Consider the following 12,562-nt stretch of genomic DNA (forward strand, 5'->3'; position numbering starts at 1 on the left):
ACATTTCAAAAATTTCAAGGCGGGTTGTAAGCCGATATAGAACTTTAGCCTACTGATAGAGAACCTAAACCTTTGTCAGTCCATTTTAAGACTCAGCCACATGGCATTTAACAATTTAGGAATTATAGATTCGATCCTCAAGGCGGTTGCCGACGAAGGATATACCACTCCCACTCCCATCCAACAACAAGCTATTCCTCTGGTTCTCCAAGGCAGGGATCTTTTGGGCTGTGCCCAAACCGGCACGGGAAAAACCGCCGCTTTTTCCATTCCCATTCTCCAGCTCTTGAGCCAGCATAAACAGCGGAAACCGGGAATCAAAGCATTGATCCTTACCCCCACGCGGGAATTGGCCATACAGATCAATGAAAGTATTGCCGCCTATGGCAAATTTACAGGACTTCGCCATACGGTTATTTTCGGAGGGGTGTCCCAGCTTCATCAAACCAATGCCCTGAAAAGAGGGGTGGATATTTTGGTTGCCACGCCGGGGAGATTGCTTGACCTGATCAACCAAAAGTACATCGATCTCAGAAAACTTGAAATTTTTGTTCTGGACGAAGCGGACAGGATGTTGGACATGGGCTTTATTCATGATGTCAAGAAAATAATTGCCTTACTCCCCGCCAAAAGACAAACTTTGTTTTTCTCGGCCACCATGCCTCCGGAAATCCAAAAATTGGCGGATTCGCTTCTCACGAAGCCAGCCCTGGTGGAAGTAACACCACCCTCTTCCACAGTGGACAAAATCGAACAGCGACTTTTTCTCACCAACAAAACCGACAAAGGTAAATTGTTGCTTCATCTCTTAAAGGACCGTAAGATTGGCTCTGCTCTGGTGTTTACCCGGACCAAACATGGGGCAGACAGGGTGGTAAAACAATTGCTCCGTGAAAAGGTCAAAGCCGCCGCCATACATGGCAACAAAAGCCAAAATGCGAGGCAAAATGCCTTGAATGATTTCAAAAGTGGTAAATTACAGGTACTGGTGGCTACGGACATCGCCGCAAGGGGAATAGATATCGATGAACTGGCCAACGTGTTCAACTATGACTTGCCCAACATCCCCGAGACCTATGTGCACCGCATAGGCAGGACCGGAAGAGCTGGGAATTCCGGCTTGGCCATGTCGTTTGTGGATGGGGAAACTTTAAAGGAATTAAAAGACATCGAAAAATTAATCGGAAAGAAAATTCCGGTGGTAGAGGATCATCCCTATCCATTTGAAGGGGTTATGAAAGAAGAAGCCATACCTAAACCAAAAAAGAAATCCAACAGGAACTGGAGAAGAAGGTAATTATTTTACGATAGCTCATCCATCTCCCTCAAAATACCGCCATAGCAAACCACTGATCCTCCTTTGCAGCTCATAGGCTTCGTTGTCTTCCTCCCACCTTTGATCTTCATTGTTTTTGGTGGCTATATAAAAAACGTAGTCCCCATTGGGGGCATTGACCAATACCAGTTCTGACCTTGAGGCGTTGACCATTCCCTGCTTGGAAGCAGTCTGAATATGGGGAGGTATGGCCGACAAGGCATATTCATCATAAAAGATATTGCTCATCAAACGGTACATCCTCCCGGAAGCGGCGGGACTGATGACCTCACCCTTTCGAATACCGACCAGCAACCGGGCCATTTCCCTGGGAGTGGTCTGGCCCCAGCCATATTTTTTCCAGATATCTTCTCTACCGGAAGTGCGGGAATTCACCCGTGTATGTTCCAACCCGAGACTTTGCATGATTTCGTTGATCCTTTCCCCTCCTCCAGCCAACGCCTGACACCACAAAGAAGCGGTGTTGTCGCTGTAAGTGATCATTAGAGACATCAAAACACTGAGTTCGGTTTCGGTACTGTCCACAAAAAACTGCATCAACCCGGATCCCCCATACTTAATGGAGTCCCTGTAAACCAGTTTTTGATGGTATTTCAGTTCTCCTTTCTCTATTTTATCCATAACCCCTACCAGAATAGGCACTTTGACAATACTGGCCGTGGGAAAAATAGTATCTGCATGAATAGCTGCCTCCTCCCCTGTTTCTAAGTGCAATACGTATATGCCCACATCTCCCCGGAAACCCAACACCTCCTCCTCCAAAAGCTGTTGAAGGTTAACTGACTGGGAAAATGAATATTGGAAAAACAAAAAGGAGAAAGCCAAACAAAATACGTTGTACATATAAATGGGTTTAAAGACCCAATTTATGAAAATCTGTATATAAAGCACTGCAAGACAGTTTGGAACTGCACAGCGAGCATCCAGTTTTAGGAGAAATTTCTTGAAGCGGCATTGTAAAGTTTTGAGTAGTAAAATAAAATGCTTAAAATGAAATGTAAGTCAAATCCCTAATCTACATGTATAAACTGTGTATATCACTTGCCTTGTTTCCGGTTTTTTATCATGCCAATGCGCAAAAAGAGCAACCAAAAGTTTTTGTTTTTACTGACATACATATCGGTAGCGGGGATCCGGATGACAGGCAGTCCTTGGTCCATTTATTATGGTATGCGGACGAATTGGAAATAATGGGCATTGTACCTGATCGGTGGAATACGCAAGGACTGGAAGCCTGCCAGATGGCAATTGAAGCTTACCGGGCGGATTTTACCGAATTAGGTTTAAAACAACGAGGATATCCCTCCCCTGGAAAGATTACTGGCCTCTTGGCCAAAAATGCTGCTGATGCAGCGGACCGACTCAAAGCTGCCACGGAAAATCTCAACGGGCATCCCCTCTATGTTTTGGTCTGGGGGAATATGATCAATTTCGGAAAAGCCCTCAACAAATACCCGGAAATAGGTAATGAAATCCGGTTAATTACAATAGGTACAGGACTTAAATACGGCCCAGAAGATGAAGTTCCAGGAGAGGATTGTAATACCCCCAACTGGAACGGACCTGGTAGAAATGAAGTTTACAATGACCCGAGGTTTTCGGATATGTGGTGGCTGGAAATCAACTGGACCTATAACGGTATGTTTTCCGGGGAGGGGCCCAAAATGATGTTCGAAAAGTTGGCAGAATATGGAGAAATGGGAAAACATTTGAAGTTTGTCACAAAAGACCACCTTTGGGCCCAGTATTTCAGGGTTGGCGACACGCCATCGGTACTTTATTTAATAGATCCCGGTCATGACCCTGAAGACCCCACCCAAAGCAGCTGGGCAGGAAAATACAAAAGCCATTTCCGCAATTTCGTCCTAACTATTACACAGACGATAATGGAGAAATCGAATGGAATTACGCAGACCCTTGTCAGACTTGGCATAACCTTGAGGCCATGTACGCATACAACAAATCAACCTTGGAAGAAGAAAGAGAGGGAATGTACCAGGGATTGCTCAAAAAATTAAACAAACTTTATAATAGGTAAACTCTTTTTCGGGAGAGGGACACAGTGGATGCCATGCACGCAGCCTGGGAAACAAATCCTATGTCCAAAAACATCCCGTCCCGGAGGATAGCCGAAGTTACACTTTAAGCCTGACCTCATCAGGTAAAAACGCCGTGAGTCTTTCCGAAGGTTACGCGGATCCCTTAAAAAAATATTCCATCAATGTGACATGGGGGAAAAAGAGCAACTTTGAATCAGTATCGCCAAGCTGATCAGGAAACTGAAACAAGTAGGCATTATTTCCGTACAGCGTACTTGTCACAACCGCCGGTTCTTCACCAACAAATCAGGTGGATTCTTTTGTAACCTGCTGCCACAACCCCTGCACGACGAAGACATCAGGATAGATTGTGCCGAGTTTGAAATCACTGTTTCAGGGCGGCCAGTACCTTTTCTGGAGTAAAGGGCATGTGCCTCAATCTTTTGCCTGTAAGATTGGCAAAGGCATTGGAGACCAAAGCACCCATAAAGGGCAAACCGGCCTCCCCTATGCCTGTTGGCTTTTCTGATGAGGGAACGATTTCAATTTCAATGTGTTCCGGCGCATCCTCCATCCTTAATATGGGATAATTATGGAAATTGGTTTGCTGCACTTTCCCATCCTTGAAAGTAATGGACTCCATCAATACACTGCTCAATCCCATGACCAGAGCCCCTTCCATCTGGTATTTGGCATTTGCAGGATGCACAACCGTACCCGCGTCCAATGAGGCCCAAATCCGGTGCACTTTAATTTTACCTGTATTTTTATCAACTGATATTTCACAAACCCCGGCAGCCAAGGACCCGCTTCGTTCAGCAAAACCCATCCCCATCCCTCTGTCTTCGGGAACAGGGCTTCCCCAATTTGCCATTTCAGCCGCGGTATCCAGAACTTTAAGCGCTCTGGGATGATTTTTCATCAAATCCCTTCTCAATTGGTAGGCGTCTTGTTTCAATTCCCCCGCCACTTCGTCCATAAAAGTTTCAATGGCAAATTTATTGGGTCCATGACCTACTGCCCGCCAATGCTTTGTCCGAACACCATGGTCAATGTTACGTACTTCTATGTGTTTGTTTGGAATATCGTAAAAAGGAATATCAGCTCCTGATCCTAAGAGTCCTCCCCCTGTACCGATGACCACATGTTTCCAGGCATTGATCTTGCCCGTATGGTCTATTCCGGCTTCCAGTTTTTGCAAAGAAATGGGTCTGAAAGCACCGTATTGAATATCATCTTCCCTTGTCCATTGAAGCTTTACGGGAAGCTTTACGGCCTTGGAAAGGTCAACGGCCTCCAATACATAATCAGCCATAGACCGCCTCCCAAATCCACCTCCCAGGTAATAAGTATGTAAGTTTACGGACTGAAAATCTATACCCAAGTGGTCGGCAATGGCAGACCTGGTTCCGTCAGCCGCCTGGGTGCCCACCCATACTTCTGCCGAGTTTTCCTTGATATGGGCTACGGCATTCAACGGCTCCATTTGGGCATGATAGATGTAATCGTTTTTATAGTCTGCCTGTACGATCCTGCTGGCCCTAAGGATTTCACTTCCCATATTCCCGGCTTGCGAAATGATGTTGCCCGTGTGGTCAGATTTGGCCATTTCCTCATAGGCTGAATAAGCAGATTCACTGTTGTGATGCGAGGCCTCCACCTCCCCTATCCAGTCGATCTCCAGTCTCTCCTTCGCTTTTAAGGCAGTCTCCATGCTCTGGGCCACTACTCCTATCCCATAATCTAAGGGTACTATTTCCAGGACACCTTTCATGCTTTCTATCTCCCCTCTGTTTTTCAGCTCGGGTTTTGTTCCGTTCACAGGGGATCTTTTCACCATGCCGTATACCATGTTTTCAATATGGACATCCCCTGAAAACAAGGCAGTACCGTCAACTTTGGAAGGAATGTCGTAGCGTTGAAACGTTTTGCCAATCAGTTTGAAATCCTTCGGATTTTTAAGTTCGCTGTCCGGAATTTCCGGAATGTGTTCAGGTATTTTCGCAAACTTCACGATTTCCCCGTAAGCGATTCTTTTCCCAGTTCCTTTATGTGTCACCAATCCGGAATCTGTTTCCAATTCGCTACGCTTTACCCCCCATTTATCGGCAACATTTTCCAGTAGGATATACCTGGCCTGGGCACCTGCCTGCCGTAGGTTCTGAAAGTGGCCGCTTACTGAACGGCTGCCCACGGTCAGCATGCTGCCTCCTCTTTCTCCTCCCCATCCTATGCCATATGTTTCCGGTTCCACGGGTGCACTTTCGATTTTAACTTTTGTCCAATCCGCATCCATTTCTTCCGCGAAAATGGCCGGCAATGCGGTCATTGTTCCTTGTCCCATTTCTGAGGCGGGGTTGTATATCGTCAACGTGCCATCTGCATCCAGATGGACCCATGCTGTAAGTTGCATGCTCCCGTTTTTGGTGGCAACCATTACCCCTGGAATGCCTATAGCGGCTATCATAAAAGTGATGCCTCCTCCTCTCTTCAGAAAACTTCTCCTTGAAATCCCGTTAGTTACTGCTTGCTTTTCCATATTCAGGCGTTTTGAATGGTTTTTTCGATAGCTTTCAGGATCCTAAGGTAAGTTCCGCACCGGCACAACACCCCGTTCATATGTTCAATGATCTCCTTTCTATTGGGACTGGGATTTTTATCCAGCAATGAAGCAGCCTGCATGATCTGGCCTGAATGGCAATATCCACACTGCGGGACTTGCTCTTCTATCCAGGCCACCTGCAACGGATGCGACCGGTCTTTTGAAAGTCCTTCAATCGTGGTAATGGCTTTTCCTTCAACGGCAGCGAGTGGCGTGACACAGGCCTTAATGGGTTTACCATCCATATGTACTGTGCAAATACCGCAATGAGAAGCGCCACAGCCATATTTTGTCCCCGTAAGTTGAAGCCTTTCTCTCAAAGTCCATAAGAGATTCGCCCCTTCTTCCGCAGTGACTTGAACAGTTTTCCCGTTTAATACAAATGAAACCGTCATGAGTAGGGTTGGGTTAATTGGTTAAAATGACAACTGATTACCTATTCCTCTCAAAGAAGAAGTAGGTGTTCCAATGGATCAGAAGCTTAGCTCGTTCAGCTTTGCAAGCCATTGAAAATCATTAAATTAAAAAATATTAACCAAAAGTCCTTCTAATTTCGGTAAAAAGTGCGGGGATAAAGGCCCATATTGACCACGACACCCTTGATTGGAATCATGAAAATCCAGTAATAAATCCATTCCGGAAGCCAAAAGGGAAGAGCTATGCAACGTCTTTTTGGAAAAATGGCACGGATGATTCCTACACCTTAAAGAAGTTGGTTACGACAGGGAGCTTCATTATATTTATAAAATGAAAACCGTATCCATCATCGTTCCGGAAAATGCTGTGCCAGCCGCTATTGTGGATCCCCAGTATATGTTTTCGGCCATCAACATGTTTTATAAAAATGCGGGCCAACCTCCTTTTTTCAACGTTCAACTTGTGGGACTTAACAGAGATATCCGCTTAAATAATGGGTCGGTCAGTTTTCACCCGGATGCATTGATTCAGGATGTAGCACACACAGATCTTATCATTATTCCTGCAATCAGTGGGGATATAGAAGCTGCCATTGCCGCCAACCAAGGTTTTCTTCCCTGGATTGTCAGCCATCACCGGCAGGGGGCTGAGGTAGCGAGTCTATGTATTGGGGCATTCCTTTTGGCAGCCACAGGCTTATTAAATGGAAAGACCTGTTCTACCCACTGGCTCCATGCCGCTGCTTTCAAGAGGATGTTTCCCGATGTAAAAATGGCAGACGACCGGGTAATTACTGACCAAAACGGCCTATATACCAGCGGTGGGGCCAATGCCTATTGGAACCTCCTGCTTTACCTGGTGGAGAAATATACGCACAGGGAGATGGCTATTATGGCCTCCAAATATTTTCTTCTCGACACCGCAAAAAAAAGCCAGTTACCCTTTGCCATGTTTAAGGGCCAAAAGAATCATGGGGATGACCTGGTCTTGGCAGTACAGGAGTACATAGAAAACCACTTCGACAGTAAAATTTCAGTAGAGTGGCTTGCTGACCGCTTTGGGGTGGGCAGAAGGACCTTTGAACGGAGATTTAAGAAAAACACAGCCAATTCTATCATCGAATATATTCAGCGTGTACGCATAGAAGCTGCCAAACTTCAGTTGGAGGAGGGTCAAAAACAAGTCAATGAAGTAATGTATGCCGTGGGGTATAATGACCCAAAAGCTTTCAGGGAAGTTTTTAAAAAATATACAGATATGTCACCTGTGGATTATCGACAGAAATATACGAGTGAAGTATACCATCTGGGCAAAGCAATATAAAGCTGAGTTCGATTGACATTACTTCATTTGATTTTCGATTCGGATTGGTATTTTCATCCTTGGGGTATACCACAGAGGACACAGAGAGTTGGGAGGGGGTTGGGTGGGATAAGAGTAATTCCACCCGCTAAGCAGGTTTTACTGCTGTTAAAAATTTTTGATAAACAGAGTCGAAACTCAGGTTATAAAGGCAGATTTTTTTCACGACCGAGCAACCTCTATTCTGATTTTTCCATCTAACAGAAAAAATTTCTGACTGAATAATGAATAATCCAAAAAAAAGCCTTGGTATCTGCCTGATGGTTTTGGCATTCCTTGCCTGCAACGTGGACGAAAACATGAAGCCCGGTTCTCCCGAACAGCAAAAAGTAAGAGCGAATTTTGACATTCCATCCGCTACATTGATGGAAAATACTTCGGAAGGCCTCATGGTACAAATCAGCCTCTCTGATCCAGTACCCAGCGAGGGAAGTATCACGGTTATGCTTCACAATCCACAGAACAACGATCTTTTTTCCCTTTGGCCCTCCCCTGACGACGAAAATAAAATCCATCTCCCTGCTGAAAAAGGAGTCACTTCTGTAACGTTTCAGGTACTACCTGTAAATGACGGGGTCATAAAAGGTCACTCCTCATTGACATTTGAGATAATCCAAACCACAGGTTCTTTGATGTTAGGCAAAGACCTAAACTTTGAACTTGAACTTCTGGATGATGAACTTTCAGGCAAACTGAAAGCCCATGAAACCCTTGGACACTGGAAGGCCAAAAAATTGTTCGAATATCATCCAAGCGGCAAAATCCATAAAGTGTTTTGGGAAACCGAAACACCTATGAAGTACAGCGGTGTCAATCTATACAAGTATGATGAATGGGAGAAAGTTGTTGTTATCGAAGAAGAACCCGGAGGAGCGACAGTAGTATTTTCATATTTAGACAATAAGATCATCAAATCAGAAAAAAAAGTAGATGAATACCTCCGGTCCTATACCCATTATGATTACAACAGTGCCGGAGAACTCATAGGACAAACGATGTATGAACGTCAACTAAATGGAAATCTGGACATCAGTATTCATACAGTTTACACATACCATAGCAGCGGAAACATTCATTCCATTAAACAAATGGTTCCTGACGGGCCAGAAAACTGGAGACTACTGACCCAATTCACTTTCGGGGAATATATAGACAAACCTAATCCAGTGCCTTATTTCGATGTTCTCCCAAATATCAATATCCAACCTAACCTACCCGGAAAGGTTGTCGTCGAAACGGGGGGACTAGCTTGCACTATCAGCTGGGTTATACTTACGATGTCAAAGGCCTCCCTGTCTCCAGGACGGCTACAGGTCAGGGCAGCAGTGAGCTGACCATTTATACGTACTACTAAATCAGCAAAGAAGTAGAGGTACCGAATCGGATCATAATGGAGATTGTATGTTATACAGACAAAGTCTTTCTAAAAATCAATGAGCGGGCATCTAACGATCACCTGTATTTAAGAACATACTTACTATATAATTTCACATACCCCACAGAAACTCGTTTCATAAGCCTAATATACCGATAATTCAGAAGATAATTTTTTAACAATTTTTAACATTTCATGGATTTCAAAATTATTCGCTGGATTATAGTTTTGAACTTTGTACCAAAAGTCATTAAGAGATTATGAAAGGTTTTTTACTGTCCACAAGTACAAACAGGTTCATTCTTATCATGATCCACATAGCGTGGATAAACGCGTTAGGTGGCCACACTGCACATGCCAATAGTGTGGCTTTGTATACACCCTATACGGAATTATCCGTACCACCGGGTGAATCCATTGACTACAGCATTGAAGTAATCAACAACAGTGGCAGCATAAGAGATGTGGCAATCTCCTTGAGCGGTCTCCCGGAGGGATGGGACTATTCTCTGAAATCAGGCGGATGGAGCATAGGGAAAATATCCGTGCTGCCAGGTGAAAAGAAAAGCCTGTCACTTAAAGTTGAGGTACCGCTCAAAATCGAAAAAGGCACTTATAATTTCAAGGTAATTGCCAGCGGATTTACCGTATTGCCGTTAACGATAAATGTCTCGGAAACGGGTACTTTTAGGACGGAATTTACTTCCAATCAAGCCAATATCGAAGGACACAGCAATACCACTTTCACCTACAATGCCAAGCTGAAAAACATGACTGCAGAGCCCCAATTGTATGCATTAAGATCCAATGCTCCCAGGGGATGGAACGTGAATTTCAAAGCTAATGGGAAACAGGTAAGTTCTGTGAATGTAGAGGCAAACCACACGCAGGACTTAACCATAGAGGTGAACCCTCCCAGTAAAATAAAAGCAGACACCTATAAAATCCCTATCCAGGCTTACACCAATGCCTCATCTGCTGATCTTGAACTGGAAACGGTGATCAAAGGGTCCTATGAGATGGAACTGACCACGCCTACAGGGCTTCTTAGCAGCAATATCACTTCGGGAGGAGAAAAACGCGTGGAGTTGTTGGTCAGAAACACTGGCTCTTCTCCTATTTCCGGCATCAAACTGGACCGCAAAGTACCCGTTGATTGGGATGTAATCTTTGAGCCCAATGAGATAAGTTCCCTTGAACCAGGTGAAAACACCAAGGTCTTTGCCACTATCAAGGCATCCAGCAGGGCAATACCTGGTGATTATATGGCCACATTGGAAGCCCATACGCCGGAAGTGACCGAAAGGGCCTCCTTCAGGGTATCTGTAAAAACATCAATGGTCATGGGCTGGTTTGGGTTTACGGTGATACTGGTCGTACTGGGCGGTATATATCACCTGTTCCAGAAATATGGAAGGAGGTAAGCAGTGGATCACATCATCGAGTTAGTTGAATTGACCAAAAAGTACGGTGATTATACAGCCGTGGACCGGCTGAATCTGAAAATCAGAACAGGGGAGGTTTTCGGACTACTCGGACCCAATGGGGCGGGAAAATCCACCACCATCCTGATGATGTTGGGTTTGACAGAACCCAGTTCCGGAAAAGCCTGTGTCTGTGGCATTAATGCCACCACCCATCCGGTTGAAGTAAAACGGAAAGTGGGCTATCTCCCGGAAGATGTAGGGTTTTATGAAGATTTGACAGGTATGGAAAATCTGCTTTATACCGCCCGGCTAAACGGAATGCACGGAACCATCGCACAGGAGAAAGCCTCTGAACTCTTGGAAAAGGTGGGATTAGGCAAAGACGCGAACAAAAAGGCCGGAAAATACTCCAGAGGGATGCGGCAGCGGTTGGGGTTAGCAGATGTATTGATCAAAAACCCTGTTGTTATCATCTTGGATGAGCCCACCTTGGGTATAGATCCTAATGGTGTCCGGGAACTATTGGAACTGATCCAAAAACTTAGCCGGGAAGAGGGTTTGACCGTCTTGCTATCTTCACATCACCTTCATCAAGTCCAACAGGTATGCGATCGGGTAGGCTTATTTGTCAGTGGACAACTTAAAGCCGTGGGCAATATCCAAGAGCTATCCAACCAGCTTTTTTCAAACCATAACTTTATGATCCAAGTAAAAGTAGGTGGTTCCCCTGCCCTCTCTAAAAACGGACTGCACACCGCACTTCTCCAATTGAAAGCTGTAGAAAAAATTGATAAGCAGACAGAAGGGTGGATTAACATCGGCTGCTCTGAGGATATTACGCCTGTCATAGCTCAGACCATCGTAGATGCAGGAGCAGAATTGTACCATCTGAGCAGAAAATCCTATGGTCTGGATGATATTTATCAACTTTATTTTGAAGGAGGAAAGAAACATGAAAATCATACGCCAAGCCAAACAAACGTTATCTGAGCTGGTTCGGGATAAACGAACACTGAAATGGTCTCCTCTACGGACAAGTCAATGGAACACCCATCACCCATTCTGGGTGATCGTTCATAAGGAAATTTCTGATCATGTGCGAAGTTGGAGACTGACAATATTGGCTGCAATTATCATCATCGCCTGTGCCGGCTCTTTAATAGCCGGCTTGATGAACTTCCGCGAGGCCGTAAAATCCGCCGACTCCGATGATGCGTTCTTTTTTCTGAACCTCTTCACCGCTTCAGGGAGTGGGCTTCCTTCTTTTGTGGTGTTTGTTAGTTTTTTGGGACCTTTATTGGGTATAGGATTGGGTTTTGATGCCATTAACTCGGAACAAAACCGGGGTACCCTTGGAAGGATAATGGCCCAACCCATCTACAGGGACCATTGGATCAATGCCAAATTTACCGCCGCACTTCTGGTAGTCAGTATCCTTTTCTTTGCCCTCGGTTTTTTGGTATTGGGCCTTGGACTTATAAAAATAGGTATAGCTCCCACTGTAGAAGAGTTTCTACGCATCATGTTGTTCATCCTGGTAAGCATCTTTTACGTGGCATTTTGGCTGAACCTTTCCATCTTTTTTTCAGTTAGATTCCGACAGGCGGCCACTTCTGCCCTCTCCTGCATCGCAGTATGGCTGTTTTTGACAGTATTTTACGGTATCATTGTCAATATGATCGCCAAGGTGGCTGCTCCTTCGGAAATGGCCACACCCCAAGAAATCATACGGTACCAGGAATTTGTCATAAACCTCCTTAGGATTCTTCCCAGCCAGTTGTATAGTGATGCCACCACCACCCTGCTTACCCCGTCCATAAGAAGCCTCAGCCCACTTACCTCGGAACAAATTTATGGCACGATTCCCAGTCCCCTTCCATTGGGGCAGAGTGTCATGTTGGTTTGGGGTCAACTTACCGGACTGATATCAGCCACTGTGATTTGCTTCGCTATGGCTTATTTGTCTTTTATGAAAAAGGAAATCCGGTCCAGATAGCCCGTGCT

The 12,562-nt window shown here is 45.0% G+C and carries 10 protein-coding genes; 7 read left to right on the plus strand and 3 right to left on the minus strand.

What is annotated here, in order from left to right; all coding sequences use genetic code 11:
• Window positions 1-100 precede the first annotated feature (100 nt).
• Window positions 101-1,297 carry a DEAD/DEAH box helicase gene (locus tag ACFPFU_RS19755; RefSeq protein WP_377067328.1) on the plus strand — a complete coding sequence of 399 codons (1,197 nt, stop codon included), beginning with the start codon at window positions 101-103 and terminating at the stop codon, window positions 1,295-1,297.
• 15 nt (window positions 1,298-1,312) lie between these two features.
• Here ACFPFU_RS19755 and ACFPFU_RS19760 read toward each other — a convergent pair whose 3' ends face one another.
• Window positions 1,313-2,179, minus strand: a complete 867-nt coding sequence (locus ACFPFU_RS19760) for a serine hydrolase (protein ID WP_377067330.1) — start codon at window positions 2,177-2,179, stop codon at window positions 1,313-1,315.
• 176 nt (window positions 2,180-2,355) lie between these two features.
• Here ACFPFU_RS19760 and ACFPFU_RS19765 point away from each other — a divergent pair, with 176 nt between their 5' ends.
• Entirely contained in the window at window positions 2,356-3,354 is a 999-nt protein-coding gene (locus ACFPFU_RS19765) for a nucleoside hydrolase-like domain-containing protein (RefSeq protein ID WP_377067332.1), read from the plus strand.
• Window positions 3,355-3,760: 406 nt separating this feature from the next.
• Here the strand turns inward: ACFPFU_RS19765 and ACFPFU_RS19770 are convergent, their stop codons facing one another.
• Both ACFPFU_RS19770 and ACFPFU_RS19775 read right to left on the minus strand, forming a co-directional pair.
• On the minus strand, window positions 3,761-5,914 hold the full coding sequence (locus tag ACFPFU_RS19770) for a xanthine dehydrogenase family protein molybdopterin-binding subunit (RefSeq protein ID WP_377067334.1): 2,154 nt from the start codon (window positions 5,912-5,914) through the stop codon (window positions 3,761-3,763).
• Window positions 5,915-5,916: 2 nt separating this feature from the next.
• On the minus strand, window positions 5,917-6,372 hold the full coding sequence (locus ACFPFU_RS19775; RefSeq protein WP_377067336.1) for a (2Fe-2S)-binding protein: 456 nt from the start codon (window positions 6,370-6,372) through the stop codon (window positions 5,917-5,919).
• Between the two features lie 352 nt (window positions 6,373-6,724).
• Here ACFPFU_RS19775 and ACFPFU_RS19780 point away from each other — a divergent pair, with 352 nt between their 5' ends.
• The 5 genes from ACFPFU_RS19780 to ACFPFU_RS19800 all read left to right on the plus strand — a co-directional run bounded on the left by ACFPFU_RS19780 (window position 6,725) and on the right by ACFPFU_RS19800 (window position 12,554).
• Window positions 6,725-7,717: a GlxA family transcriptional regulator gene (locus ACFPFU_RS19780; RefSeq protein WP_377067338.1), complete on the plus strand. Its 993-nt coding sequence runs from the start codon at window positions 6,725-6,727 to the stop codon at window positions 7,715-7,717.
• Window positions 7,718-7,980: 263 nt separating this feature from the next.
• Entirely contained in the window at window positions 7,981-9,090 is a 1,110-nt protein-coding gene (locus tag ACFPFU_RS19785) for a hypothetical protein (protein ID WP_377067340.1), read from the plus strand.
• Window positions 9,091-9,391: 301 nt separating this feature from the next.
• Window positions 9,392-10,555, plus strand: a complete 1,164-nt coding sequence (locus ACFPFU_RS19790; RefSeq protein WP_377067342.1) for a COG1470 family protein — start codon at window positions 9,392-9,394, stop codon at window positions 10,553-10,555.
• A gap of 3 nt (window positions 10,556-10,558) precedes the next feature.
• Window positions 10,559-11,548 (plus strand): ABC transporter ATP-binding protein, encoded by a 990-nt coding sequence (locus ACFPFU_RS19795; RefSeq protein WP_377067344.1) that lies wholly within the window; start codon window positions 10,559-10,561, stop codon window positions 11,546-11,548.
• The gene (locus ACFPFU_RS19800) at window positions 11,511-12,554 is read left to right on the plus strand and encodes an ABC transporter permease (RefSeq protein WP_377067346.1); all 1,044 of its coding nucleotides are present in this window, start codon (window positions 11,511-11,513) and stop codon (window positions 12,552-12,554) included. The genes ACFPFU_RS19795 and ACFPFU_RS19800 overlap by 38 nt, the downstream gene beginning before the upstream one ends.
• Window positions 12,555-12,562 lie beyond the last annotated feature (8 nt).

It is taken from the genome of Negadavirga shengliensis, assembly GCF_042652345.1.
Taxonomy (GTDB): Bacteria; Bacteroidota; Bacteroidia; order Cytophagales; family Cyclobacteriaceae; genus Negadavirga; species Negadavirga shengliensis.